This is a genomic window from Engelhardtia mirabilis (assembly GCF_007748095.1).
Taxonomy (GTDB): Bacteria; Planctomycetota; UBA1135; order UBA1135.
The window spans coordinates 105,368-130,137 of the sequence record NZ_CP036287.1 but is presented as its reverse complement, the minus strand read 5'-3'; the positions used below and the strand labels follow the sequence as shown (position 1 = coordinate 130,137).

Sequence of the window (24,770 nt, the reverse complement as noted above, 5' to 3'; positions counted from 1 at the left end):
GCCGGTGGCGGGTCGGCAGGCTACCCGTGTCCGGTGACGCCAGGCAACCGCACAGCCGTGTCACGGCCCGATCTGCATGGGGAGTTGCCACCGCTCAGCCCGCGACCCGCGCCAGGCGGGGCAGGGCGTTCGAGAGCAGGCGGGCGAAGAGTCCGGCGGTGCGCCGGCCGACCTCGACGACTTCGGCGTGGTTCAGGGCCGCGTCGGTGATGCCGGCGGCGTGGTTGGTGATGCAGGAGATGCCGCACACCTGCATTCCAGCGGCGCTGGCCGCCAAGGCTTCGAGGGCCGTGCTCATCCCGACCGCGTCGGCGCCGAAGCCGGCCAGGGCGCGCACCTCGGCCGGGGTCTCGTAGCTCGGCCCTGGCAGGGCGGCGTAGACCCCCCGCCGCAGGGGCACGCCCAACTCGGCGGCGACCACGTCCAACTCGGTGCCGAGCTCCTGGCTCCAGGGCGAGCCGACGCCGGCCTCGGTCCTTTCCAGGGGCGTGGTTCCCTGCAGGTTCAGGTGGTCCTCGATCCGCATCAGGGTGCCCGGCTCCCACTCGGGACGCAGGCCCCCGGCGGCGTTGGTCAGCACCAGTGCTCGGCAGCCCAACTGGGCGATGGCGCGCACGGCCACCGTCACGTCGTGGGGGCTCCAGCCCTCGTACAGGTGCACCCGCCCCGACTGGCACAGAACGGTCACCCCGCCCAGTCGGCCCACGGTGAAGCACCCGGCGTGGCCCGGGACGGCGCTCGTCGGCAGGCCCTCTAGTTCGCCGTAGTCGATCCGCTGGGCGGCCTCGAGTTGCTCGGCAAAGGCGCCCAGGCCGGAGCCCAGGACCAGGGCCACGTCAGGCATCGCCACGCCGCGGGCCCGCAGGCCGTCAGCCACCGCCCGGGCGCGCTCGAGGGTCTTGGTGATCGTCACGGGCACAGCCTATCCGCGCGGAGCGGCCCCCCGCAGCGGCCACTGGGCACCGGAGTGCCATCGCAGATGCAACTTTCTTGTGCCCTCGAAGCTCGAGGCTAGGGTCGAGCGCCTAGCCGGGCTCCGGAACGGAGGTCAGGGAGAGACCTGAGGGAGGAACCCGGGAGGAAGAGGAGAGGACCGGAGGAGACTCTGAGCACCCCGGCGACGCGCGCCCCGCGCCGTCGGGGGCGCTCGCTCCGGGACGGGGCGAGGGGCTGGTCCCGTCGGCCCCGTGAGTTCCCCGGGCCCTGCCGACCCGGGCCCTGCCGACCCGGGCCCTGCCGACCCGGGCCCTGCCGACCCGGGCCCTGCCGCATCCGGCCCGCTGCAGCGCTCGCTCGGCCGAGCCGCTGCGACTGGCCGCCGGTCAGCTCAGGAACATCCCCGCCACCGTGGCGGTGGTCCACGAGGCGATGGCCCCGCCGAGCATGGCCTTGAATGCCAACTGGGCCAGGTCTCGGCGACGCTCGGGCACCAGGGCCCCGATGCCGCCGATCTGGATTCCGATCGACGCGAAGTTGGCGAAGCCGCACAGGGCGTAGGCGGCCATGGTCGCGCTGCGCGGGCTCAGCACGGCCGCGGCGCCGGACCCGGGCTCCATGCCCTCGAGCACCGAGAAGGCGACGAACTCGTTCACGGCGATCTTGGTGCCGAGCAGCGAGCCGACGAGCTGGCAGTCCGCCCAACCCTCGATGCCCATCATCCAGGCCACCGGGGCGAAGACCCAGCCGAAGATGCCGGACAGGGACAGCTCGGTGGTGATGACGCTGTTGCCGCTGATCTCGGCCAGGAGCCCGTCGGCCAGGGCCACCAGCCCCATGAACCCGATCAGCATCGCGATCACGTTCAGCCACAGCTTGAGCCCGTCGGCGGTCCCGTTGGCGGCGGCCTCGATCACGTTGGAGGCGCTGCGTTCGATGCGCAGCTCCACGCTGCCGCTGGTCACCGGCGTCTCGGTCTCCGGCACGATGATCTTGGCGATCATGAAGGCCGCCGGCGCCGACAGCACCGAGGCCGTCAGCAGGTGTGGTCCGAGCTCGGGGCCGAGGATGCCCATGTAGACCGCCAGCACGCTGCCGGCGATGGTCGCGAAGCCCCCGGTCATCAGGGCGTTCAGCTCCGATTGGGTCATGGTGGCGATGTAGGGCCGCACCACCAACGGGGCCTCGGTCTGGCCCACGAAGACGTTGGCGGCCACCGCCATGGACTCGGCGCCGGAGACTCCCATGACCAGGGACATGACCTTGGCCAGGAGCCAGATCAGCACCTGCATCACGCCCAGGTGGTAGAGCACCGCCATCAGGGCCGAGAAGAACAGGATCGCGGCCAGGCCCGTCCCGGCGAAGGCGAAGACGAAACCCGCCTTGGGCCCGAAGACCTCACCCATGGCCTGGGGGTCGGCCAACACCCCGAAGACGAGCTTCGCGCCCGGCTCGGCCTTGGAGATCAGCCAGGAGAACTTGTCCGCCAGGCCCTCGAAGAACCGGTGGCCGCCGGAGGTCCCCAACAGCAGAGCCGCCAGCACGACCTGGAAGGCCAACCCACCCAGCACCGCCCGCCAGGGGAAGCGTCGGCGCGCCGACGACAGGGCCCAGGCCACGAGGCAGAAGAACACCAGGCCGATCAGGCCGCGCAGAATCAGCATCGGCGAGGATCAGCCCGGCGAGTGGCAGACGGCTTCGACGTTGTTGCCGTCGGGGTCGAACACGAAGGCGCCCCAGTAATTCGGGTGGTAGTGCGGCCGCAGGCCGGGCGCGCCGTTGTCCGCGCCGCCGGCGGCCAGGGCCGCCGCGTGGAAGGCGTCGACCGTGGCGCGATCGCCGGCGGTGAAGGCCACGTGGGCGCCGCTCGTCACCGGGTCGCGGCGGCCGATCCAGAAGTAGGGCTTGCCGCCCTGGCCGAAGCCCACGGCGAAGTCCGCCACCTCCATCTGGACCGTCATGCCCAGGGGGGCCAAGGCCTTCTCGTAGAAGGCGCGCGAGTGGGCGAGGTCGGAGACGTTGACGCTGAAGTGGTCGAGCATGGCGCGGCTGCGGGGTGTGCGAGGCTCGCGCCAGGTTGCCCGCGCTCGCCCCTGCGCGCCACCAGGTAGCGCCCAGAGGCGTGGCCTGCCCGGCCAGCCGACGCCGGGCGCCAGGCTTCGGAACCGGTTCCTGCATCTCGGCCAACGGCGGTTCCTGGTTGACCCACCAGCCCGCGGGCGGCGCGGGACGCCGAGCCAGCGGAGCCCGGGGCAGCGACGCGCCGTCAGCAGGTGAAACGCGGCCGCAGGCCGCCGATCGAACACTGCTGGGCGCGGCGCCGGGTCAACGGCGGAGTCTGGTGTCCTGGATCAGAAACTCGGCGTCACTGCCCGGAGGTCCGATCGATGCTGGCTAGGCGCGCCGACGACGCGTATCCGCTGCGATACTCGGAGGAGGCGCTGGTGACGCCAGCGGCGATCGGAGCCCGGGAAGTGACGCCGAATTTCCGATCCAGGACACTAGGGCAAGAGCTCGAGCGCCTCCGCCTCACTGGCGGCGCGCGGGACGAAGCTGACCGCGTCCAGGACCACGTAGGCGTGCGCAACCGTCAGGCCGGCAAGCGCCGGGGCGCTTGCGGCGCCAACCACTACCTGGGCCGAGCCCTGACCGTTGGCGTCGAGGAGTCCGAGCCCCCCCACCACCGGCGGGGCGTTGGGATTGGCCAGCAGGAAGAGCAGGTAGGGATCCGCGTTGAGGGGCAGGGTCGTGCCAGCCACCGCCAGGCCGGGGCTGCTGCCCGCGAAGCTGCCCAGGACCAGGTGCACGTTGCCAGCCTCGGGGAACCCGGCTTGCAGGTCGAGCGCCTGAGTGCCACCGGCGCCCAGGGAGACCGCCCCCACGTCGACGCCGAGTCGACCGACGTCGTAGACCCAAGCCTCGCCGGCGTCCTGGAACAGGGCGTCGTCGAAGGGTGCTCCGACGATCGCCCGCTCGCCATCGAGGTCGAGGGCGTCACCGAAGTAGGTGCCGTAGACGCCCTGCCCGGGAACATAGGGCACGGGTGTGCCGCGCGGGTCGAGTTCGGTCCGCACCAGAGTCCAGGCGCCGTTCAGGCGCTCGTAGACGTGCAAGCGCGGGGTGCCCGCGACGCCCAGCCCGGACTGGGGTTGGCCGACGAGCATTCGATCCCCTGAGAGGGCGACCGAATCGCCGTAGAGGGACTGCATGTTGGCGGGACCATCGGAGAGCTCATCGAGCTCGAACCACTGCCCGCCGATGCGCTCGAACACGGTGACTTGGCCCTGAACACCACCGGGCTGCTCGACGAAGGGCGAGCCGCTCACCAGCGTGTCGCCGTCGACGTCGAAGCTGCGTCCCAAGTAGTTGAACGGCGTCGTCGCGTTGGTCCGGATCTTCTGGGCGAGGTGCCATCCCAGCGCGTCGCGTTCGAAGACTTGGATCTCACCCTCGGACGTCGCCTGGTAGGGCATCGGCAAGTAGAGCGTGTCGCCACGCACTTCGGCCGACGACTGAAGCAGCGAGAGGCCTTGGGGTTGGTCCAAGTTGACCTCGCCGACCAGCGGCCAAGTGCCGTTCGCCTGACGCTCGTACACCAGGAAGGGGTCCTGGGGCTGGTCGGTGTTCACCACCACCAGGTCACCGTCGACGGCGATGCCGCGACCGAACTGCTTGCCGGCCGAACCGGCCGGCGGCGTCAGCTCGGCCACAACGTTCCAAGCCCCGGCTTGACGCTCGAAGACCACCGCTCCGCCGGAGTTGAAGCCGGAAGCCGTGTCCATGTAGCGACAACCGACGACGGCCACATCGCCGCGCAGATCGGCGTGGGTTCCGAACTCCTGGTAGGACTCGACCCCCGGGGCGTCGAGCCGTTGCTCCAACTCCCAGCCCTGGCCGTTCCAGTGGTAGATCCAAGCGGCGCCCGAGAAGGACGTCCCCAGGTTGGTGACAGGTGCCGCGATCAGGGCGCGATCGCCGTCGACCACGACGGTGGCGCCGAACATGGCGCCTTGGAAGCCTCCCAGAACTCCCGTCTCGAGGTTGGGCGGAGCGAGTGACTGTTGCGACAGTGCGGGCGAGGCGAGCAGGACGCAGGCGGTCAGGCTGTGCAAGTGCATGATTCTCCGACCCGCCCAGGGGGTCAGCCATGGCGCCGCGCCTCGGTCAGGGGCAGAAGTCGCATGGACCTGGACATCGTCGACGGGCGATCTTGACACCGCGTCCAGCGCGGCGCTCCGCAAGTCCGGTTCGATTCGTGAAAGGCCCGGCCCGGAGTCAGGGCAGGGGCTTCAGGGCGTCGATGGCGAGGTCGAGTTGGCGCAGGGCGCGCTGCTCGAGGACGGTCAGCGTGCCCCCGAGCAAATTGACCTCCTCCAGCGGGTCGACCCACAGGTCGTAGAACTGCTTCGGCGCGCTCGTGTCGCGGATGACCTTGTAGCGCTCGCTGCGCGCCGTCTGCTTCACGTTCACGTAGGGACCGAGGCCGTTGGGCGTGAAGCGCTCGGCGTACAGCACCTCGCGCAGGGGCGGCTGGCTGGGATCTTGCAGGTAGGGCACGAGCGAGATCGAGTCGAAGTCCGCCGGCACCTCCGGCGTGCCCGCCAGGTCGACGCCCGCCAGCTCGAGCAGGGTCGCGACCAGGTCGGTGGTCTGGACCGGCGCGTGGCAGACGGAGAAGTTCGTCGCGACACCGGGGCCGGAGATGATCAGCGGCACTCGAATGCCGCCCTGGTACAGGGTCGTCTTGGCCTTGGTCTGCTTGAAGGGCGGCAGCACCACCGGACCCGGGCTGCCGTTGTCGGCCACGATGACGACCACGGTGCGATCGAGCAGCTCCCCCATCGACGCGAGCACTCGGCCGAGCTCCGTGTCCAGGGCCTCGAGCGCGGCGCGGTAGTAGGGGTTCGGGTCCAGCTCCGGCGGCCCCGCCGTGGACAGGTCGACCGTGTGCAGCTCCGGCGGCGGCGCGTGCCAGGGGTCGTGGGGCGCGTGGAAGTTGACGTGCGCGTACCAGGGCTCCGGCGTGGTCTGCATCCACTCCAGGGCCAGGTCCGCCGTGCGCGTGGTCGCGTACTGCCCCTCGAGGTACTGCTCGACGCCGTTGGTGATCTCGATCAACGTGTAGTAGTCGACCGGCAGGGAACCCGGCGGGTGCTCGGCGAAGAGGTTGCCCTTGGTGCCGGCGAAGTGACCGAAGCCGGCGCTGTTGGGCGCCAGCAACCCGTCGACCTCGGGCGTCATGCCCAGGTGCCACTTGCCGAAGCAGGCGTGCTGGTAGAGGCCGCCGGTGCCCGCGTCGAGCAGCTCCGGCAGGGTCGCCTCCTCCAGGGGCAGGGGCGCGCTGCCGTTCTGCACCAGGCCACCGACGCCCGTGCGGAAGCCGAAGCGGCCGGTCATCAGGTGCGCGCGCGTGGGCGAACAGATCGGCGCCGACCACACGCCGTCGAAGAGCACCCCCTTCGACCAGAGCGCGTCGAGCGTGGGCGTGTTGGCGGGCGCGGAGCCGAGCCCGTAGGCCGCCAACTGGTCCACGCCGACGTCGTCCATGACGACCACCAACAGGTTGGGGGGCAGCTCGTCGCCCGCACGCGCCATGGGCAGCGGCGCGAGGAGTGCGAGCACGAGGAGGAGGGGGGGCATTTGCGACAAGGGGCCTCCGATCGCGTTGTTCGAGTTGTGCCCCGAAGATAGCCCGCAGGTCGGACTTCCCGATAGGGCCCGGATCTATCGCTCCAGGGCGTGCGCCTCGAGAGCCTCCAAGGGGCAGATCGCCAGGGCCGCCTCGTGGGTCGCGGCCAGGACCACCTGGGGCGCGACGCCCGCCTCGTAGGCCTCCAGCCAGCGCCCCGCGCACAGGCACCACTGGTCCCCGGGCTTCAGCCCCGGAAAGCCGTACTCCGGCATGGGCGTGGACAGGTCGTTGCCGCGGGCGGCGCTGAAGGCGAGGAACTGCGCCGTGAGGCGCACGCAGACCGTGTGGCTGCCGTGGTCGTCCGCCGACGTGTTGCAGCAGCCATCGCGGAAGAAGCCTGTCTGCGGGTTGAAGGAGCAGCTCTCCAGCGGGCTTCCGAGGACGTTGCGCGCGCGCTTGGTGGTCGGGTCGTCGATGCGTTGGATCATGGTGGGCGGCTTCCTCAGGCCAGGCGGTCGCGGAGCAGGGGCACGCGCGCATGGGGCGCGGACCGCACTTGCAGGGCCCGTCGCAACAGGGCGCTCGCGGCGTCGAGGGCAGCGCCGCCCCGGTGGTGAATCTCGACCAGGGGCTGGCCCGCTTCGACGCGGTCGCCGTCGACAGCTTGCAGCACGAAGCCCACGGCCGGATCGATACGGTCGCCGAGGCGCTCGCGTCCGCCGCCGAGGGCGGCCAGGGCGCGGCCGATGTCGCGCAGGTCGCCGAAGCCCAGCCAGCCCGCGGACTCGGCCTCGAGCACGGCCAGCTCGGGCGCGCGCGGCAGGCTCCCGCCCGAATCGAGGCTGGCGGGGTCGCCACCCTGCTCGGCCACCACGGCGCGAAAAGACTCGAGGGCGCGGCCGTCGTCGAGGGCGGCCAGCACCGACGCCGCTCCAGCGTCGGCGTCCGCGGACAGCCCGCCCAGGGTCAACATCTCGCCGCCCAGGGCCGCGACCAGTTGGCGCAGGTCGTCGGGCCCGCCACCGCGCAGGCAGTCGAGGCTCTCCGCGATCTCGAGGCTGTGCCCCACCGCGCGCCCCAGGGGGCGACCCATGTAGGTCTGCAGCGCCACCGCCCGCAGGCCGCAGGCGCCGGCCAGGTCGACCATCGTGCGCGCCAGCTCGGAGCCGCGCTCCGCGTCGCTGATGAAGGCGCCGCTGCCGAATTTCACGTCGAGCACCAGGCCTTCGATGCCCTCGGCCAGCTTCTTCGAGAGGATCGACGAGGAGATCAGCGGGATCGACTCGACCGTGCCGGTCACGTCGCGCAGGGCGTAGAGCTGCTTGTCGGCGGGGACGATGTCGGCGGTCTGGCCGGCGAAGACCACGCCGCAGCGCTCGAGCTGGTCGCGAAAGCGCTCGGGCGCCACGTCGGTGGACAAGCCCGGAATCGACTCGAGCTTGTCGAGCGTCCCGCCGGTGTGGCCCAGGCCGCGCCCGGAGATCATCGGCACCGCCGCGCCGCAGGCCGCCACCGCCGGCGCCAGGGGGATCGAGGCCTTGTCGCCGATGCCGCCGGTGGAGTGCTTGTCGACCCGCGGCCGCGAGAGGCCGTCGAGCTGCAGGGTGGTGCCCGAGGCGAGCATGGCCCGCGTCCACAGGGCCAACTCGTCGCGCTCCATCCCGCGCAGCAGGATCGCCATCAACAGCGCCGCCGCCTGGTAGTCCGGCACGTCGCCGGCCACGTAGCCCGACAGGAAGGCGTCGACCTGCTCGGGCGAGAGGGTCCCCCCGTCGCGCTTGGTGGTGATGGCGTCGAGAACGAGCGACATGGAGCGGCAGGTTACCCCGCCGGATCGCGCGGGTGGATGATCCTCGCGTCGCGATGGACGGCACCAAACCCCCCGAGACCTGCAACCGGGCGCTGCCTGAGCACAGCGGCGCGCCTCGAAGTCGAAGGGCGCGCTCCGCTTCGAGTCCCGGCGCTCTCGCGAGAACTGCCGGCGCGGTCCAGGTCGCGCGTTTCGTCATCGACACCCCAGGGGTGCGCGGCTCCTGCTCGATCTGGCAAGTCCCGCGATCCCCCCGGGGAGGCCCCGCCAGCGATGGGGCTGTTCATGGCGGTGGACCTGTCGATCCGTAGATTCGACCCGCGATCCGGATTCTGGACCGCATTGCGCCAGATGCCCCGAACAGATCGTGGAGGGTGTCGCCCAACGGCCGGCTGGCCCTCCGCGCTGGTCCGGCACGTAAATTGCCTTGGGCGCTTGTACTGCCATCCTGCCCTTACCCGCTCCCTCGGAGACTCGACTGCCATGGCACTTCTTCTGACGTCCGCTGCCGCTTCAGCCCTCCTTCTCGCGCTGCCCGCAACCGACCCGGCCCAGACCTGGACGCAGGTCGGTGGCGATGGGGTCTACACGTTCGCGACCTCACCCAACTACGCGAACGACGGACTGGCCTGGATCGCATCGGGGTCGGTCAGCTACCAGGGCGACGGCGACATCTACCTGGTGACCGACCACGGCGAAGCGGTGCAGTTCTGGAGCTCGCTGCCGGGTGGGCCGCTCGAGGTCCAGGCCCTCGCCATCTCCCCGACGTTCGCGGTGGACTCGACGTTGATGGCCACGAGTCAAGAGAACCTGGTTCCAAACAGCAAGCTCTGGAAGAGCACGGATGCAGGGCTTTCTTGGACGGAGATGCCCCAGCCCGATCCCGTGACCTGGACGAAATTCTTCAACACGGTGGCTCTCTCACCCAACTTCGCCACGGATCAGATCATCCTGGCCACGGACGGAGGAATCGCGGGCCGTGGCCATCGGTCCTCCGATGGAGGACAAAGCTGGTCGTTCCTCCAGCCCTTTTCCTGGCAGCTCATGGAGCTCAAGTTTGCAGAGGACTTCGCAACCTCGGGCTTCGCCTACGGCTACAAGTTGGCGGGCAGCCCGAGGTTCTTTCGAAGCAGCGACTTCGGAGTGAGTTGGGACGAGTGCTCTCATCCTTTGAGCGATCCTGGGGTGTGCCCCTACCTCGATCGCGTCTTCGGTATTGCGGTCGCGCCGGTTGGTCCCCAAGGGCAACGGGCGATCTATTACCACGGCCAGGCCTCGGTCTTCGATCCGTCGAACTTCCTACGCAGCACCGACAACGGAGACAACTGGGAGTACGCCGGCGGGGGGCTCGAGGGCCTGCAGGTCTTCGACCTCGATGTCGCTGACGATGGCCGAATCTACGCCGCAACGGACGGCGGCGTCTACTTCAGCGACGATCAAGGCACGTCGTTCTCGCCATTCATCGCGGCTGGCCTGCCGAATCCCGTCACGAAGATCGAACTGGCCGGAGGACTTGGTGGGGATCTCTACGTTCTCGCGGGCGGCGTCCCCGACGTCACCTACTTCCCGATCCCGGTCCCGTCCGGTGCGTTGGAGCCGGGGAACCTGTACCGGTTGCGGCTCTCCGGCACCGGCGTCGCCGACCTCGGCTTCGGGCTCGCGGGAGCAGCCGGCGCCCCCTCGCTCGAGGTCGAGACGACTTTCGGAGTGCATCCGAACTTCTCACTCCAGGTGACGAACGCGGCCTCGAACGCATTGGCCGCAAACGTCTTCGGTTTCTCCACCGTCCAGGTGCCGCTCCTTGGCGGAACTCTGGTGCCCGGCGCGGACTTCATCATCAACAGCGTCACTGGTGCCAATGGGTCGGTGCTGCTCGACCTGGCCTGGCCGACGAACTTCCCCGTCGGTTCCGAGGTCTTCACTCAGACGTGGATCCTGGATCCGACGGCCACGCAGGGCTTCTCGGCTTCCAACGGACTCAAGTTGACGAAGCTCTAGTGGGGTGAGTCAAAGATTCGACTCACCCCACTAGCCCGACGCGGTAGGAGACGTCCTGGTCGACCGCAGGAGTAGCCCCACTCGACAGGTAGCGGCTGCTCAGCTCGACAGCGCAGCTGCGAACGAGGAGCCGGGCGCTGCCGGCTCGAGACCGAGCAGCTCTTCGACGGTCGCTCCCAGGTCGGCGAAGCTCGCGCGGGTACCCAGCTCGGCGCCGGCGCGCACGCCGGGGCCGCAGGCCAGGAGCGGCACGTACTCGCGGGTGTGGTCGGTGGTCTCGAACTTGGTCGGGTCGTTGCCGTGGTCGGCGGTCATCAGCACGACGTCGCCAGGGCGCAGCTCGCGTTCGAGCTCGATCAGTTGGGCGTCGAAGCGCTCCAGGGCGTCGCGGTAGCCGGCCGAGTCGCGGCGGTGGCCGAAGAGCATGTCGAAGTCGACCAGGTTGACGAACACGAAGCCCGACTCGAGGGTCCGGGCCAGCTCGATCGTGTGGCCCATGCCGTCGTCGTTGCCCTCGGTGTGGATCGAACGCGTCACGCCGCGGCCTGCGAAGATGTCGTCGATCTTGCCCACGCCGACGACCTCGACGCCGGCGGCCACCAGGCGGTCCATGGAGGTCTCGGCGGGCGGCACCAGACTGTAGTCGCGGCGGTTGTAGGTGCGCGTGTAGCCCCCGGGCTCGCCCACGAAGGGCCGCGCGATCACGCGCCCCACGCCGTAGGGGGTCAGGATCTCGCGCGCGACCTCGCACACCGCGTACAGGCGCTCGAGGCCGAAGTGCTGCTCGTGGGCGGCGATCTGGAACACGCTGTCGGCGCTGGTGTAGACGATCGGCTGGCCCGTGGCGATGTGCTCGGCGGCGTAGCGCTCGATCACGGCGGTGCCCGAGGCGGTTGCATTGCAGAGCACGCCGGGGAGCTCCGCGCGCTGCACGAAGGGCTCGATGATCTCGGGTGGGAAGCCGTTCGGGAAGGTCGGGAACTCCTGCTCGAGGGGACAGCCCATCAGCTCCCAATGGCCGGTGGAGGTGTCCTTGCCCGGCGAGACCTCACACAGCCTCCCGAAGGCCCCCGCGGGCGCGGCCGGCGCCGGCAGGCTGTGGACCCCGGGCACCCGCCCCAGGCCGAGCTCGATCAAGCGCGGGATGTGCGGCTGTCCGGCCGCGGCGACCAGGTGGTCGAGCGTGTGCGCGCCTACGTCGCCGAAGCGTGCGGCGTCGGGCAGCTCTCCGACCCCGAGCGAGTCGAGGACGAGGCAGAAGACACGTCGATCAGCCATGGGTCGAGTCCGTGCGCGCGCGCTCCCGAAGACCGGGAGCGGCGCGGCTATTGGTGCGGCGAGTAGCGCTTGTGGCAGGCCACGCAGCTGGCGCTCATCTGCGCGTAGGCGTCGTGCAGCCCGTCCAAGTCACCGGCGCGGGCCGAGTCCGCGGCGGCCCGGGAGGCCGTCAGCAGATCCTGACGCATGCGCTCGAAGGGCGCCGGATCCCGCGCGAAATCCTCGCGCGCGGTGTAGCCGGTCATGCGCGGATCCTCGGCCAGGGTCGCGACCATGTCGGCCGCGGCGGCCAGGTCGCCCAGCCGCTCCACGTTGCGCAGTTCCGACTGCATGCCCAGGTAGGGCGGGTTCAGCTCGATCATCAGCTCGAGCATCGTGAGGTCCCGCGAGGGCAGGGGCTCGAAGGGATCGGCGGCGCCGCCCCCACAGCTCGCGAGCGCCGAGGCCGCTCCCGCGGACAGGAGCACGGCGCGCGCGAAGAGGAACTGCGGGGGCATCGGCATCAGTTCTCGTTCTTGTCGACGACGCTCTTGATGGCGGCCTCCACGGCGCCCTCCATCTCGTCGACCCACTCTTCGCCGAAGTCGCGCTCGAGCAGGTCCCGCTCGCCGAACTCCCAGCGCCCGGAGCGCGGGTCGAAGTCGAACTGGTAGTCGTGCTCGCTGCCGTCGTCCTCGGTGACCATCACCAGCACGATGTTGTTGGGCTCGTCGAGCTCGAGTCGGAATTCGGCCATGGCGGAGGCGGGGGGGACGTCGGCCCGGTGGGCCAGGGGGAATACGGGGAGCCAGGCCCCAGCGTTGGTCTCGCGCAGGTTTCGACGCCTGCGCCCGAGCCGGGGAAGGTACCGCCCCCGCGCAAGAAGCGGCAAGCGAAGTGCAACCTGAGGCTGTCCCATCCGTCCCCCCGAGTGGGCGGGCGGGGGCCCGCGGTGGTTCAAGGACCTGGCGCGTCGCCGCGCGAGCTCCAATAGGATCCGCCAGGTGACGCCCGACCCCCTGCTCGAACTGCTCGACCCCGCCGCCGCTTCGCCCAGCGGCTGTGCCCAGCGCTGCGCCGAGGCCCTGCGCCGCGCCGGGGTCGAGGGTTGCTCCGTCCTGGCCCTGGTCGGTCCGAGCCTGCGCGAGGACCTGGCGCCGGCCTGGACCGCCGTGGCCCTGGCCGAGGGGGCGGCCCGGCTCGGGCGCGACCGGGGCCGCGCGGTGCTCGCGCGGCTGGCGGCCGAGGTCGAGAGCCTGGCGGCGGCGAGCACCGGCGGCGGACCCTCTTGGCTGGCGGTGGCCCTGCGCCTGGCCCATGGACGCGGCTACCTGGATCCCGACGACCTGCGCGCCGCCATCTCGACCCGGCGCACCGAGCTCGAGGTCGCCAGCTTCGCCACGCGGCGCGAGCTGGCCGAGCACCTGCGCCGCCGCGGGCGCGCCCTCCCGCGGCTGTTCCTGCGGCGCTTGGCGGGCGCGAGCGAGCGCCGGCTGTTGCTCGTCGACAGCGCCGTGCTGGCCAGCGAACTGGCCCGCGGCCTCGCGGTCCAGGGTCCAGCCCTCGAGCTGGGCCGTCTGCTGCTCACCTCCGAGGACTTCGCGCGACTGGGCGTCTCGGCCACGGCCCTGCGCCAGCGGCCCACGCCCGAGCCCCTGCGCCGCGCCTACTCCGAGCAGACCGTGTGGGCCCGAGAGCAGCTCGCCAAGTCCTGGGCCCTGGTCCAGGACCTCGGCTGGCGCCGAGCCCCCTTCGCCTCGGCCTGGTTGCGGGGCATCGAAGAACGGCTGCGCGCCCTGGAACAGGCCGACTTCGACCTCGCCGCCGGCCCGGCCCAACCGACCCGCGCGGGCCTCGCCCTGGCCTGGACCCTGGGCGCACTCTGGTGGCTCCCGCCGCGCTCGGTCGCCGCCCATCAACCGATGCGGAACAGCCCCCGGAATGACTCCCGGTAAGCCATGGCGAGCAGCAGCATCAGCACGACCAAGGCGATGCCCATCGGCATTCCGGCCGGGTCGAGCAGGACGTTGTAGAAGGCGATGTTGACCACGATCGGGGCCAGCAGCACGAGGCCCAGGGGCACCCAGATGCCGGTCAGGACCATCAGGCCAGCCGCGATCTCGGTGACCTTGATCAACGGCCACATGTAGTCCGTCCGGGCCAGGGCGGCCCCGAAGGCGCGGCTCGCCTCCGTGCCCTCGGGCAGCGGCAGGAAGCCGAGGAAGTAGTTCGCACCAAAGACGACGAACACGAGGCCCACGAGGACGCGGGCGATCAGGGCGAGTTTCTTCATGGGTCGGTGGCCGGTTGGCGGTGCTCCATCCTCTCGACCGGATGGGTGACGACTCCAGTGCCGCCGGCCGAGAATCTGAGCGGGGTCGCGTATTCTCGGGAGCGCCCATGCCGCCGCGGTCCGACAGCTACGCCGGGAACTTCGAGACCCTGGCCCCCGCCCTGCGCGCCTGGGCGGTGTTGCGCTGCCGCGGTCCCCTGGGCCTGGCGATCGACGCCGACGACCTGTTCCAGGAGGTCGCCCTGGAGGGCTACCGCGCCTTCGAGCGCTTCGACCCCGCGCACGGCGAGTTCCGCCCCTGGCTGTTCGGCGTGGCTTCGAGGGTCGCGGCCAGCGCCCTGCGCCGCTCCGCTCGGCGCAACGCCGTCGCCGGCACCGGGCAACTCGAGAGCTTGGAGCACGAGCCGCCCGCGGAGGTCACCACGATCAGTCGCCGGGTGCGGCGAGACGAGGCCCTGACCGCTTTCATCCGCAAGGTCGTGGAGCTCGACGACATCGACCGGGGCCTGTTGCTCCACCGCGGCCTCGAGGGGCTCGAGCACGCCCAGGTCGGCGAGCTGGTCGGCCTGACGACGGAGGGCGCGAGCAAGCGTTGGCAACGGCTGCGCGATCGATTGCGCGAGTTGCCCCAGGCCCGCGACCTGCTCGGCGAGCGCTGAGCCCGCCGGTCGCTCACCAGTCGAGATCGATCTCGCCCAGGGCCTGGCGCAGTCGATCGATTCGCACGCGCCGAGTGCGGCCCGCGGCGTCGAGCACCACGAGGTCGCCGTCCTGCGCGAACTCCATCCTGGCCGCGGCCGGAGGCGCGAGATCGAAGGCGAGCAGTTCGCGCTGCGCCTCCACGTCGAACAGCCGCGTGCGCCCGGTGATCTCCGACACCGCCAGGAGACTGCCGTCGGCAGCCAGAGCCAGGGCGCCCCCGGTGATCAGCGGCTCGACCTCGACCGAGAACAGGGGTTCGGAGCGCCCCCGCTCCCAGACGCACACGACCCCGACCAGCTTGGGGCCGCCAATCATCAATTGGCGCGAGGCCGCCCGGGGCGGCAGGGCTGCGGGCGCGAGGACGCTGTCGCCGGGGCGCCCCCCCGGGGAGCGCAGGGCCACACCCGGGCGACCCAGGTCCAGGGGCAGCTCCGGATCGTCGCTGAACACGACTTGCTTGGGCCGCACGCCGGCGCGCGAATCGAAGAGCTCGCCCCCGAGCGGGTCGAGCAGGTGCGTGGCCAAGGGGCCGGGGTCGGTGGAGGGCTCGAGGGGCTGCGCCGCGGGCTCTTCGAACACGAGCGGCGTGGTCAACAGGTAGCGCGAGAGCGCGGCGCTGCGACGGTAGACGAGCAGCTCGAGGCCCTCGCTCGCCTCGCGCAGCTTGAACACCTCGAAGCCCCCCACGGGCTCGAAGTAGCTGCGGTGCAGGACCCGTCCGTCCGCGACGCGAATCACCACGAGCGACTCCCCCGCCACGGCGGCGAGGACAGTCCCGCTCGGATCGACCGCGATGACCGGAGGTCCGTTGCCCGTGCCGGTCAGCTGCACCAACGTTCGGCCAGCTCCCGTGGCATCCGCCAGCAGCAGCTCGAAGCCGCGCTCCGACTCGATGATCACGGCCAACTGGGGCGCCCGGTCGGGCCCGGCGAAGGGGAGTGCGGCCAGCACAGGACCGCGACCGAAGTCGAACTCGGGCGGCTCGTACTCGCTGCTCTCCTGGGCAGCGGGGACGTCCACCAGCAGCACCGTCGAGCCACCGCCCGGGGCGGCAAACCAGTCGCCGTCCGGAGAGAAGACGCCGAAGCGGTAGGTCCCATCGTCCCAGCGCGAAGCGGCGAAACACTCGCCACTCGCAGGATCCACCAGGGCCCAGGCGCCGGCGGCCAATACGGCCGCGACGCCTGCGCGGGAACTGAAGCTGGCCCACTCCACGGTGGGGAAGGTGGCGGCGTCGCCGAGGCCCGCCCGACGGGCGGCGCCGCGAAGGTCGAGCGCCTGCGCGGCTCGTCCGCTGCCCTCCACCACCAACTGCCCGTCGACCCTGAACGCCAACAGCTCTGCGCCCGGACCCACGGCGAGCAAGTCCGAAGTGGTTCGTATCCCTTCCAAGCAGTCGGAACGATCCTGGTCACCGTCGACCGAGCTCGCCTCGAGGACCAGACGACCGCTGGTCGGCGCGATCGTCATGGCCACGGCCACCTGACCGCCTGGGTCGACTTGGACGACACCCAGCCCACCCAGTTCGGCTGTGGGGCGCTCGACCAGGTCCATGCTCGCGAGGGCCGCCACGGCATCGCTGCGTAGCGCGTGGAGTTCGGGCAGGTCGAGGTGCTCCAGCGAAGCGCCCGCGGCTGCCAGCTCGACCAGGGCGGGGCCCACCCCAGCCAGGCGCTCCCCCGCCGCGGTGAAGCGACCGATGGCGTCGCCGGCCAAGAGCAGGCGCGCGCGGTCGGCGTCGGCGCGCGCGACCCCCGCCTGGGCCTCGAAGCGCGCGCTGCGTTCGGATCGGGCCACGGCGTCGAGCTTCCAAGCCGCCAGGCCGGCGCCCGCTGCCAGGACGCCGAGCAGGACGAAGATCGCGGTCAGGGCCGGGTTGCGCGCCATCCAGCGGGCGGCGCGGCCCAAGCGGCCGGGCGGTCGCGCCTCGATCGGCTCGCCGCGCAGGAGGCGCCGCAGGTCGCGCGCGAGGGCGCCGGCGTCGCGGTAGCGGCGGTCGATGCGTTTCTCGAGGGCCACGGCGACGACGCCGTCGAGGTCGCGGCCCAGGAGGCCGAGTCCGCCGTGAACCGTCGACGCCGCCAGGCGCCGCAGGGGCGTCGGCTCGTCGCGCTCGATGCCGCGCGCCAGGGCCTCGACGGTCGGGCCGTCGAAGGGCGGCTCCAACGCGATCACCTCGAACAGCAGCACGCCCAGGGCCCAGACGTCACCGCGCGGATCGTCGCCGCCGCGGCCCGCGAGGCGTTCGGGCGCCAGGTAGCGCGGCGTGCCGATCACGTCGCCGGTGACGGTCATGGTCGGCAGGTTGCTGTCGACGGTGCGCGCCAGTCCAAAGTCGATCAGCACCGGCCGATCGGCTGTATCGAGCACCACGTTGGAGGGCTTCACGTCGCGGTGCACCACCCGCGCGCCGTGGGCCGCGGCCAGGGCCTCGGCGATGCGCGCGACCAACTCGACGCGCTGCTCCACCGGGGGCGGCCCCTCCTCGCGCCAACGGACCAGTCGAGCGGCCAGGGTCTCGCCGGGCACGAAGCGCGTGGCGATGAAGGCCGAGCCGTCGATGGTGCCGGCCTCGAGCACGCCGGCGACGCCCGGGTGGTCGAGCCGCGTCAGGGCCTCGAGCTCCCGCGCCAGGAGCGACGGCGGGCGATCGTCGTCACCCAGGGGAGTGCCGGGCAGCAGCTTGAGCGCCACCGAGCGCCCCAGACGCGTGTCGACGGCGCGGTAGACGGCACCCTGGCCGCCGCGACCGAGCAGCTCGACCAGGCGGTAGGGACCGAATCGACGCACCGTGGATCGCCCGGGCTCGGCCGGTCGCGGTTGGCCGAAGTCGGCGAATTCGCGCGCGACCAGGTCGGCGTGGCCGGGGAACTTCGACCGGTAGTGGTCGAGGGACTTCAGGCCGCCGGCGGCGCGGTCCGCGGCGAGGGCCTCGAGCACCCGCAGGGCGACCCGGTCGCGGGTGGGCGTGTCCTGAGCTTCCGTCATGCGGCGTGGATTGTGGCCCGCCGGTGCGGGGAGTGGGGCGATCGATGGAAGTTGGAATTTGCGGGGGAACTCTTGTCCGACCTCACCGCGCCGCGACCGAGAGGACCGCGGCGACGCCCCGCTGCGAACGCCAGCCGAATCGACTCCTCTCCAGCTCGAAGCCATGCAACTCCAGATCCGAACAGCCCTCTTCTCCACCGCCGCGGCCGCCAGCGCACCCCTGGCCCTCGCCCAGCTCCCCACCCACTACACCGTGCCCTCGCCGGACAACAGCCCGGCCTTCGCCATCGCCGCCAGCGCCATGGGTGACATCGACGGAGACGGGGTGAACGACTTCGCCGTCGGCGAGAGCACTGCCACGCCCTTCACGCCGCCCGACCAGGTGCACCTCTTCTCGGGGGCCACCGGCGCCCTGCTCACCACCTACACCGAGTTCGCAGCCGGCGAGAAGTTCGGTGAGAGCCTCGTCGGCGTCGGCGACATCGATGGCGATCTGATCGGCGACCTCCTGGTCGGATCGCCGGACCACGATGGGGCCGGCACCTCCTACGGCCGCGCCGACCTGTTCTCCGGCGCCGACGGCTCGGTGATTCGCTCCTTCTTCGGCACGGACAACTTCCATGGCATGGGCAGCGCCGTCGGCGCGCCCGGTGACGTCAACGGGGACGGTGTGCCGGACCTCTTGATCACCGCCGGCGGCGAGAGCCAGTCGCCGGCCTGGGGCGGGATCGCGCGCCTGTACAGCGGCGCCGACGGCAGCGAGCTGCTGCGCTTCGACAACGGCACGACGACCAGCGACATCGCCGAGGGCTTCGGCGACCACGTCACCGGGGGCGGGGACCTGGACGGCGACGGTGTTCCCGACCTGTTGATCTCGGCCCAGCACCGCCTCTTCAGCGGCATCGGGCGCCGCGGCGCCGTCGAGGGGCGCTCAGGCGTCGACGGCTCGATCCTGTTCCAGCTCGACGACATCGTCGGCGAGGGCATCAACCAGGCCTTCGGCCGCTCCGTCGACGCCCAGGTCGACCTCAACGGCGACGGGGTCGGCGAGATCTTGGTCGGCGCTCCGGGCGACAGCGAGGGCGGGCCCTACGTCGGCGCGGTCTACGTCTACGACGGCGCCACCCGCGCGTTGATCGTGAAGCACCTGGGTGCCGACGACGGCAACGGCTCGCTCGGTCGTCACGTGGAGTACGTTGGCGACGTGAACGGCGACGGCACCGATGACTACGCCGGCATCTACGCCTACGGCGGGACGATCGGCTTCGCCGGCTACGTGAAGATCTGGTCCGGTGCCGATCACACGCTGCTCGACGAGCTGCACTCGGGCGGAACGAGCGACGGCTTCGGCTCCGCCTTCGCGGCCCTGGGCGACGTCAACGGTGACCTGTTGCCCGACTTCGTGGTCGGCGCGCGCCAGGCCCGCCAGGTCTACGTGATGACGGTCGCGGGCAGCCGCGAATACGGCGAGGTCGCGGGTGAGGCGACGCAGACGCTCGATCTGGCCTGGGTCCCGGCCGCTGGCGCGGACCCGGCGCGCGGCACGCTCGAGGTCGCCGGGGCGGAGCCCTTCGCCTACGGGCTGTTCATGGTCTCCCAGGCGGACTTCTTCGGTCCGTTCCTGAGCGCCACGCTGCTGATCGACCTGGCCGGCCCAGGCCTGGCCCTGGTGCCGATCTACTTCGACGGCGCGGGCAAGTACGCCTCGCCGGAGACGACCCTGCGCCAGCCGGCCCTCGACGGTGTGAATCTGTTCTGCCAGATCCTCGCGCTGGACTCGGCTTCGCCGCTGGGCTTCGTGACGTCGGCGGGGCTCGACCTGCGACTGACGAACTGAGCTTCGGCGAGCTGGGTCCCTGAGGGCTTTCGCAGGAGAGCGATCGGTGTGAGGATCGGTGTGGGCGCGTGGGCAAGGCTCCCGCGCCTGCACCGATCCGATCGATCTCCACCCGAAGTCCGAACCATGCTGCTCTTACCCAGCCTCTTGCTCCTCGCCCAATCGCCCTTGACCCACTCGGCTCCGTGGCTCGGCCAGCCCCTCGACGTGGAGCTGAACGGGTTGCTCCCCGGAGTCGCTGTCGGCCTCTACTACAGCCCGTCGGCGGCTTCGTTCCCGACGCCGTTCGGCCTGCTCGAACTCGATCCCGCCGGCCTGTTGCAGATCGGAAGCGGCCTCGCCGACGCCCAGGGCGAGGTCGCGTTCCAGTTCGCCCTGCCCCAGGTCGCGGCCCTGGCCGAGGCCCCGGCACACCTGCAGGCCCTGGTCGTGGATGGCACGGCCGGCACGGTGAGCCTGAGCCACGCGGCGCATCTGCGCCTGCTCGGCAGCCGCTTCTACTCCTCGGAGTCGCGCTTCGACGCCGGACTGCAAGGCTTCGTGAGTCGCCTCGCCGTGCGCTCCTCGCCCTCGATGGACCTGGTCTTCGAGCTGCCGCCGACCGCGACCGAGTTCGGCGCGCGGACCTACTTGTCCGCTGACGGCTCGGTGGCAGCGGTGGTCACGAACAACGCTGTCAGGCGCTTCGACAACTTCTTCGGGAGCGCGTCGGACGAGCTGCTGCTGGGCGACGTCCGCGGCGCCGCGGTCGACGCCTCCGGCGACGCGCTGCTGGTCTACGTCGGGCCCGACTTCTTCTCGCCCGGCGAAGTGCAGCGCGTGCCGCTCGAGGTCGGCGCGCCGGCGGTTCCGCTGGGGATCTTCGGCAACGTGGGTCCGGCGACCTTCGACCCGGCCGCGAACCGCGCCTACCTGCCGGCCCTGCCCACGGCCGCGTTCGAGGCCCGCGTGCGCGAGGTCGACCTCGCCACCAGCGCCACGATCGCGGAGCACGTGGTCGCCCCGCCGAACCACGCCGAGTTGGATTGGGTGCGCACCCTGAACGGCTCGCTGGTGGCCGGCAGCCACACCGACGACGAGTTCCTGACCGCCAACGCGAGCCTGGGGCGCGTCGACCTCGCGAGCCCGGGCGCCCCGGCGCTCCAGAACCTCGGCAGCAACGACCAGACCGCGGTCGCGGGCCCCTTGGCGGCCACGGGCGAGCTGCTCCTGATCGCGCGGGACTGGCCCTTCGCGGGGCCGGTCGCGCCGGACCTGACCCTGGGCCTGTTCGATGCGTCGACGCCGAGCTCACTGACCGCCGTGCCCCAGCCCTTCGCCGCGCCGGACAACTACACGATCGTGGTCGACCTCGGCGCGAGCGTCTGGCTCGTCGACCGCTGCTGCGACCAGATCTTCGGCGGGGACAACCTGCGGCTGTTCCAACTCGACCCGCTCACGGGCGCCCTGGCCGACGTCTCGCCCGGGCCGCAGGGCTACCTGGACCAGCAGTATTCGGCCGCCGGCGGCACCTCCGATTTCGGCGGCCAGACGCTGGTCCTGGGACCCAACTGCCCGCTCATGTCGTGCCCCGGGATCGCCTTCCGTGTGCGCGACGCCGCCACCGGTGCCGAGACGCTGGTGCCCACGGGTGGCTGGTTCGTGGAGTGGCTGGAGGGTCTCTCGATCCCCTGAGCGCGGCCACGGGCCCCCCGAGGCTCCCAGGACGCCCCGCCCCGGCCGCAGACCCGCGCCGGGGCGGGGCGTCGCTATGATCTCCGGCCGCCATCGCGGAACGACACCCCGCCGAGGCCCTCCCCGCCCCCCTCAGACCGCACCCAGCGCTTCATGCAGACCCTCGCGAAGCCCACCTTCGACGCCCTCCAGCCGCACTTCCCGCACTGGGAGACGATCGGGGACATGATCGATCAGTGCATCGATCTGATGCTGAACCTGCGCCAGTCGGGGCACCCGGGCGGGTCGCGCTCGAAGGTGCCGCTCTTGGTGGCGTCGACCCTGGGCGCGGGCATGCGCTGGGACATCCGGCACCCGGAGAGCCCCTTCGGCGACCGCTTCGTGCTGGTGGCGGGCCATTGCAACCCGGCCATCTACGCGATGCTGGCGGTCTACAACGAAGCCCTGCGGCGGCGCCACGAGCAGACCGGCGACGCGCGCTACGAGGTCTACAAGGCCCACGATCGCCAGCTGCTGTGGAAGCACCTCTTGTTCCTGCGCCACAACGGCGGGCTGCCGGGCCACGCGGAGATGGAGGGCAACACGCTCTTCTTCAAGTTCAACACGGGTCCCTCGGGGCACGGCGCCCCGGCGGCCCTGGGCGAGGCGGTCGCGCTCAAGCTGGCCGGCGCCGGCGAGGTCAAGGTCTTCGCCATGGAGGGCGAAGGCGGCTTCAGCGCCGGCGCCCACCACGAGGTGCTGAACAGCGCCTACGGCCTGGGCACCGACAACCTGGTCTACCTGCTCGATTGGAACGACCACGGCATCGACGAGTTCGCCAACAGCGAGGTCATGCACGGCGAGCCGAGCACGTGGTTCGAGCCCCACGGTTGGCGCGTGGCGGGCACCGAGCACGGCGAGGACTACGCCGAGATCACCCGCGCCCTGCTCGAGGTCGTGCACCCGGAGTCGACCGGCGGCAAGCCCGGCATGGTCTGGGTCAAGACCCGCAAGGGCCGCGGCTACCACAAGTTCGACGCGCCCAGCCACGGCAAGGCCCACGGCCGCAACTCGGAGATGTTCTGGAAGTGCCGCGAGGACTTCGCGTCGAAGTACGACGTCGAGTTCGAGGGCCACGGCGACACGACCGATCCCGGCGAGGACGCCTGCCGCGAGCAGTCCAAGGCCTGGTTCGAGACGGTCTTCAGCCTGTTCGACCGCCAGCCCGAGCTGGTCGAGTACCTGGCCGACACCCTGGTGGACCTGGGCGAGTCGATCCCGACCCAGCCCGATGGCTTCCGCCTGGCGTCGGAGGCCAACATGCACGAGACGCGCGACTGGTGCGCCGTCGACAAGCTGCCCGCCGAGCTGTTCGTCGCCCCGGGGACGAAGATCGCCAACAAGGAGGGCTTCGCCAAGTTCGGCGCCTGGGTCAACGGCCTGGCGGCCGAGCGCATGGGCCGCCCCCTGGTGCTCGCGGCCTCCGCGGACCTGGCTGATTCGACCAGCATCTCGGGCTTCGCCAAGGCCTGGGGCGACCAGCCCGGCTTCGGCTGGTACGACCGCAACAAGAACACCACCGGCGCGCTGCTGCCCCAGCAGATCACCGAGTTCACCAACTCCGGCGTCGCCGTCGGCATGGCCACGGTGAACATGAGCGCGACCCCCGAGGAGGAGTTCCGCGGCTTCTGGGGCGCCTGCTCGACCTACGGCTCCTTCAGCTACCTGAAGTACGGCCTGATGCGCCTGTTCAGCCAACTGGCCCAGGACTGCCCGCTGAAGGTGGGCAAGGTGATCTGGGTCGTCGGCCACTCGGGCCCCGAGACCGCCGAGGACAGCCGCACCCATTTCGGCATCTTCTCGCCCGGCGTCACGCAGCTGTTCCCCGACGGCCACGTGATCAACCTGCATCCGTGGGAGCACAACGAGGTCGCGCCGATGCTGGCCGCGGCCCTGGCCACGGACGTGCCGATCGTCGCCCTGCACCTGACGCGGCCCAACGTCCAAGTGCCCGACCGCGCCGCCCTGGGGATTCCGTCGCACACCGAGGCGGCGCGCGGTGCGTACGTGCTGCGCTCCCACGACTCGAGCCGCCCCAAGGACGGCACGATCCTGGTCCAAGGCACCAGCACCACCGAGTCGGTGTTCCAGATCCTCCCGCGCCTGGCCGACTCCGACGCCCCCAACGTGAAGGTCGTCGCCGCCGTCAGCTACGAGCTGTTCATGCGCCAGGAGCAGTCCTACCGCGACAGCGTCCTGCCCCGCGCGGACTGGTGGGACTCCACCGTCATCACCAACGGCGCCCGCCGCCTGATGCACGACTGGCTGCCCCACAAGGACGCCGAGAAGTTCGCCATGAGCTCCGACCACGACAACCGCTGGCGGACGGGTGGCAACGTGGCGGAGTTGAAGGTCGAGGCCAAGATCGACCCCGAGAGCCTGTGGGAAGGCATCTCGCGCTTCGCGCGGGAGCGGACGAAGCAGGGCTGAGGCGTGCCGGCGGCGGCGGGCGGTCCTACTCCAACACGAGGAAGGACCGCTCGCCGTCGGAGTCGAACTCGGTCAGCGCGTCGATCGATTTCAGAAGGAGCTGTTCGATCTCGCCGGTCGGGCAGTTGCCGACGGCGACCCAGACCACCTTGGGCGGGAAGCCACGCAGGACGCTGCGTTGGTAGAAGTCCGTGTCCTTCGACACGATCGCGAAGCCCTCGCTCTTCGCCAGCTCCCAGATTCCCTCGTCGTCCGTCGACTCCATCCCGAAGTCGCGGACGTGCTTCGACCCAGGGAAGGCCTGCTCGAGACCGGAGAGCATCCGGTGCGACAGGTTCTGGTCGAGGAGCAGCCTCACGCCGGACGCTGGGTCAAGCGCCGCTCGCGATCGGCCGCGAAGGACAAGCAGGCCCGGATGTCGTCGGCCTCGAGGTCAGGGAAGTCCGCCAGGATCTGCTCCTGGCTCATCCCGGAGGCGAGGTACTCGAGCACGTCCTGCACCGTGATCCGCATCCCACGGATGGTCGGCTTGCCCCCGCGCCGGGCGGGGTCGATGGTGATGATCGATGAGTAGTCCACGGGCTCGATCGTACCTCGTGCCGGACGAGATGGCGTTGGGCCGGTCGCCAGCATGGCCGTCAGGGGTCACCGTGGCGTCCGAGTACAGCACTCCCACGATCCCAACCGACCCACGGGCGCCACGATCCTGCTCCAAGGCACCAGCACCACCGAGTCCGTCTTCGCGATCCTCCCGCGCCTGGCCGACTCCGACGCCCCCAACGTGAAGGTCGTCGCCGCCGTCAGCTACGAGCTGTTCATGCGCCAGGAGCAGTCCTACCGCGACAGCGTCCTGCCCCGCGCCGACTGGTGGGACTCCACCGTCATCTCCAACGGCGCCCGCCGCCTGATGCACGACTGGCTGCCCCACAAGGACGCCGAGAAGTTCGCGCAGAGCCTCGACCACGACAACCGCTGGCGGACGGGTGGCAACGTGGCGGAGTTGAAGGTCGAGGCCAAGATCGACCCCGAGAGCCTGTGGGAAGGCATCAGCCGCTTCGCGCGGGAGCGGACGAAGCAGGGCTGAGGCGCGGCGGAGCCTGACTCGTTCCGGCCGCTCCGGGGCACCTGCCGGGGGCGGCCGCTCCACGTCATCGCCTCGGATGGACCCCTTGGG

The 24,770-nt window shown here is 71.1% G+C and carries 21 protein-coding genes; 7 read left to right on the top strand and 14 right to left on the bottom strand.

Annotated elements, in window-relative coordinates; genetic code table 11:
• Positions 1-94: 94 nt before the first annotated feature.
• The 7 genes from Pla133_RS00540 to Pla133_RS00505 all read right to left on the bottom strand — a co-directional run bounded on the left by Pla133_RS00540 (position 95) and on the right by Pla133_RS00505 (position 8,378).
• On the bottom strand, positions 95-913 hold the full coding sequence (locus Pla133_RS00540; protein ID WP_419191991.1) for a purine-nucleoside phosphorylase: 819 nt from the start codon (positions 911-913) through the stop codon (positions 95-97).
• A gap of 409 nt (positions 914-1,322) precedes the next feature.
• Positions 1,323-2,600 (bottom strand): NupC/NupG family nucleoside CNT transporter, encoded by a 1,278-nt coding sequence (locus tag Pla133_RS00530; RefSeq protein WP_145061295.1) that lies wholly within the window; start codon positions 2,598-2,600, stop codon positions 1,323-1,325.
• 9 nt (positions 2,601-2,609) lie between these two features.
• Complete coding sequence (locus Pla133_RS00525; RefSeq protein ID WP_145061293.1) at positions 2,610-2,978, bottom strand: VOC family protein; 369 nt, start codon at positions 2,976-2,978, stop codon at positions 2,610-2,612.
• A gap of 459 nt (positions 2,979-3,437) precedes the next feature.
• Positions 3,438-5,054: an FG-GAP repeat protein gene (locus tag Pla133_RS00520; protein ID WP_145061290.1), complete on the bottom strand. Its 1,617-nt coding sequence runs from the start codon at positions 5,052-5,054 to the stop codon at positions 3,438-3,440.
• Positions 5,055-5,211: 157 nt separating this feature from the next.
• Positions 5,212-6,576, bottom strand: coding sequence for a sulfatase-like hydrolase/transferase (locus Pla133_RS00515; protein ID WP_145061288.1), 1,365 nt, complete (start codon positions 6,574-6,576; stop codon positions 5,212-5,214).
• Between the two features lie 84 nt (positions 6,577-6,660).
• Entirely contained in the window at positions 6,661-7,056 is a 396-nt protein-coding gene (locus Pla133_RS00510) for a DUF2237 family protein (protein ID WP_145061286.1), read from the bottom strand.
• A gap of 14 nt (positions 7,057-7,070) precedes the next feature.
• Positions 7,071-8,378, bottom strand: coding sequence for a thymidine phosphorylase (locus Pla133_RS00505; protein WP_145061284.1), 1,308 nt, complete (start codon positions 8,376-8,378; stop codon positions 7,071-7,073).
• A gap of 483 nt (positions 8,379-8,861) precedes the next feature.
• Between Pla133_RS00505 and Pla133_RS00500 the strand changes: the two genes are divergently transcribed.
• Positions 8,862-10,376 (top strand): hypothetical protein, encoded by a 1,515-nt coding sequence (locus tag Pla133_RS00500; protein ID WP_145061282.1) that lies wholly within the window; start codon positions 8,862-8,864, stop codon positions 10,374-10,376.
• Positions 10,377-10,475: 99 nt separating this feature from the next.
• Here Pla133_RS00500 and Pla133_RS00495 read toward each other — a convergent pair whose 3' ends face one another.
• Genes Pla133_RS00495 through Pla133_RS25735 form a run of 3 tightly spaced genes read right to left on the bottom strand, consistent with a single transcriptional unit; the run spans position 10,476 to position 12,390 of the window.
• Positions 10,476-11,654, bottom strand: a complete 1,179-nt coding sequence (locus Pla133_RS00495; RefSeq protein ID WP_145061280.1) for a phosphopentomutase — start codon at positions 11,652-11,654, stop codon at positions 10,476-10,478.
• 47 nt (positions 11,655-11,701) lie between these two features.
• Positions 11,702-12,157, bottom strand: coding sequence for a cytochrome c (locus Pla133_RS25740; protein WP_419191990.1), 456 nt, complete (start codon positions 12,155-12,157; stop codon positions 11,702-11,704).
• Positions 12,157-12,390, bottom strand: a complete 234-nt coding sequence (locus tag Pla133_RS25735) for a hypothetical protein (protein ID WP_419191989.1) — start codon at positions 12,388-12,390, stop codon at positions 12,157-12,159. The genes Pla133_RS25740 and Pla133_RS25735 overlap by 1 nt, the downstream gene beginning before the upstream one ends.
• A gap of 247 nt (positions 12,391-12,637) precedes the next feature.
• Here Pla133_RS25735 and Pla133_RS25730 point away from each other — a divergent pair, with 247 nt between their 5' ends.
• The gene (locus Pla133_RS25730; RefSeq protein WP_419191988.1) at positions 12,638-13,588 is read left to right on the top strand and encodes a squalene/phytoene synthase family protein; all 951 of its coding nucleotides are present in this window, start codon (positions 12,638-12,640) and stop codon (positions 13,586-13,588) included.
• On the opposite strand, the gene Pla133_RS00485 is transcribed toward Pla133_RS25730, so the two are convergent.
• Positions 13,549-13,926 (bottom strand): DoxX family membrane protein, encoded by a 378-nt coding sequence (locus Pla133_RS00485; protein ID WP_145061277.1) that lies wholly within the window; start codon positions 13,924-13,926, stop codon positions 13,549-13,551. The two genes, Pla133_RS25730 and Pla133_RS00485, sit on opposite strands and share 40 nt — an antisense overlap.
• Before the next feature lie 107 nt (positions 13,927-14,033).
• On the opposite strand from Pla133_RS00485, the gene Pla133_RS00480 reads away from it, so the two are divergent.
• Complete coding sequence (locus tag Pla133_RS00480) at positions 14,034-14,585, top strand: RNA polymerase sigma factor (protein ID WP_419191987.1); 552 nt, start codon at positions 14,034-14,036, stop codon at positions 14,583-14,585.
• A 13-nt stretch (positions 14,586-14,598) separates the two neighbouring features.
• Here Pla133_RS00480 and Pla133_RS00475 read toward each other — a convergent pair whose 3' ends face one another.
• On the bottom strand, positions 14,599-17,616 hold the full coding sequence (locus tag Pla133_RS00475; RefSeq protein ID WP_419191986.1) for a serine/threonine-protein kinase: 3,018 nt from the start codon (positions 17,614-17,616) through the stop codon (positions 14,599-14,601).
• Positions 17,617-17,779: 163 nt separating this feature from the next.
• On the opposite strand from Pla133_RS00475, the gene Pla133_RS00470 reads away from it, so the two are divergent.
• From Pla133_RS00470 to Pla133_RS00460, 3 genes are all read left to right on the top strand, one after another.
• Positions 17,780-19,453, top strand: coding sequence for an integrin alpha (locus tag Pla133_RS00470; protein ID WP_419191985.1), 1,674 nt, complete (start codon positions 17,780-17,782; stop codon positions 19,451-19,453).
• A 126-nt stretch (positions 19,454-19,579) separates the two neighbouring features.
• A complete protein-coding gene (locus Pla133_RS00465) occupies positions 19,580-21,127 on the top strand; it encodes a hypothetical protein (protein ID WP_145061269.1) in 1,548 nt (515 codons plus the stop codon).
• Positions 21,128-21,280: 153 nt separating this feature from the next.
• The gene (locus tag Pla133_RS00460; RefSeq protein WP_145061267.1) at positions 21,281-23,596 is read left to right on the top strand and encodes a transketolase-like TK C-terminal-containing protein; all 2,316 of its coding nucleotides are present in this window, start codon (positions 21,281-21,283) and stop codon (positions 23,594-23,596) included.
• A 25-nt stretch (positions 23,597-23,621) separates the two neighbouring features.
• On the opposite strand, the gene Pla133_RS00455 is transcribed toward Pla133_RS00460, so the two are convergent.
• Both Pla133_RS00455 and Pla133_RS00450 read right to left on the bottom strand, forming a co-directional pair.
• Positions 23,622-23,954, bottom strand: a complete 333-nt coding sequence (locus tag Pla133_RS00455) for a DUF5615 family PIN-like protein (protein WP_145061265.1) — start codon at positions 23,952-23,954, stop codon at positions 23,622-23,624.
• Complete coding sequence (locus Pla133_RS00450; RefSeq protein ID WP_145061263.1) at positions 23,951-24,175, bottom strand: DUF433 domain-containing protein; 225 nt, start codon at positions 24,173-24,175, stop codon at positions 23,951-23,953. Before Pla133_RS00450 ends, Pla133_RS00455 begins: the two co-directional genes overlap by 4 nt.
• A gap of 52 nt (positions 24,176-24,227) precedes the next feature.
• Between Pla133_RS00450 and Pla133_RS00445 the strand changes: the two genes are divergently transcribed.
• Positions 24,228-24,680, top strand: a complete 453-nt coding sequence (locus tag Pla133_RS00445; protein ID WP_145061261.1) for a hypothetical protein — start codon at positions 24,228-24,230, stop codon at positions 24,678-24,680.
• The last annotated feature ends 90 nt before the right edge of the window (positions 24,681-24,770 follow it).

Bases quoted from the DNA above. Each gene is read 5' to 3' on its own strand.
- Pla133_RS00530 (WP_145061295.1), bottom strand. From the start codon at position 2,600: ATGCTGATTCTGCGCGGCCTGATCGGCCTGGTGTTCTTCTGCCTCGTG.
- Pla133_RS00525 (WP_145061293.1), bottom strand. From the start codon at position 2,978: ATGCTCGACCACTTCAGCGTCAACGTCTCCGACCTCGCCCACTCGCGC.
- Pla133_RS00520 (WP_145061290.1), bottom strand. From the start codon at position 5,054: ATGCACTTGCACAGCCTGACCGCCTGCGTCCTGCTCGCCTCGCCCGCA.
- Pla133_RS00515 (WP_145061288.1), bottom strand. From the start codon at position 6,576: ATGCCCCCCCTCCTCCTCGTGCTCGCACTCCTCGCGCCGCTGCCCATG.
- Pla133_RS00510 (WP_145061286.1), bottom strand. From the start codon at position 7,056: ATGATCCAACGCATCGACGACCCGACCACCAAGCGCGCGCGCAACGTC.
- Pla133_RS00505 (WP_145061284.1), bottom strand. From the start codon at position 8,378: ATGTCGCTCGTTCTCGACGCCATCACCACCAAGCGCGACGGGGGGACC.
- Pla133_RS00500 (WP_145061282.1), top strand. From the start codon at position 8,862: ATGGCACTTCTTCTGACGTCCGCTGCCGCTTCAGCCCTCCTTCTCGCG.
- Pla133_RS00495 (WP_145061280.1), bottom strand. From the start codon at position 11,654: ATGGCTGATCGACGTGTCTTCTGCCTCGTCCTCGACTCGCTCGGGGTC.
- Pla133_RS25740 (WP_419191990.1), bottom strand. From the start codon at position 12,157: ATGCCGATGCCCCCGCAGTTCCTCTTCGCGCGCGCCGTGCTCCTGTCC.
- Pla133_RS25735 (WP_419191989.1), bottom strand. From the start codon at position 12,390: ATGGCCGAATTCCGACTCGAGCTCGACGAGCCCAACAACATCGTGCTG.
- Pla133_RS00485 (WP_145061277.1), bottom strand. From the start codon at position 13,926: ATGAAGAAACTCGCCCTGATCGCCCGCGTCCTCGTGGGCCTCGTGTTC.
- Pla133_RS00480 (WP_419191987.1), top strand. From the start codon at position 14,034: ATGCCGCCGCGGTCCGACAGCTACGCCGGGAACTTCGAGACCCTGGCC.
- Pla133_RS00475 (WP_419191986.1), bottom strand. From the start codon at position 17,616: ATGACGGAAGCTCAGGACACGCCCACCCGCGACCGGGTCGCCCTGCGG.
- Pla133_RS00470 (WP_419191985.1), top strand. From the start codon at position 17,780: ATGCAACTCCAGATCCGAACAGCCCTCTTCTCCACCGCCGCGGCCGCC.
- Pla133_RS00465 (WP_145061269.1), top strand. From the start codon at position 19,580: ATGCTGCTCTTACCCAGCCTCTTGCTCCTCGCCCAATCGCCCTTGACC.
- Pla133_RS00460 (WP_145061267.1), top strand. From the start codon at position 21,281: ATGCAGACCCTCGCGAAGCCCACCTTCGACGCCCTCCAGCCGCACTTC.
- Pla133_RS00445 (WP_145061261.1), top strand. From the start codon at position 24,228: ATGGCCGTCAGGGGTCACCGTGGCGTCCGAGTACAGCACTCCCACGAT.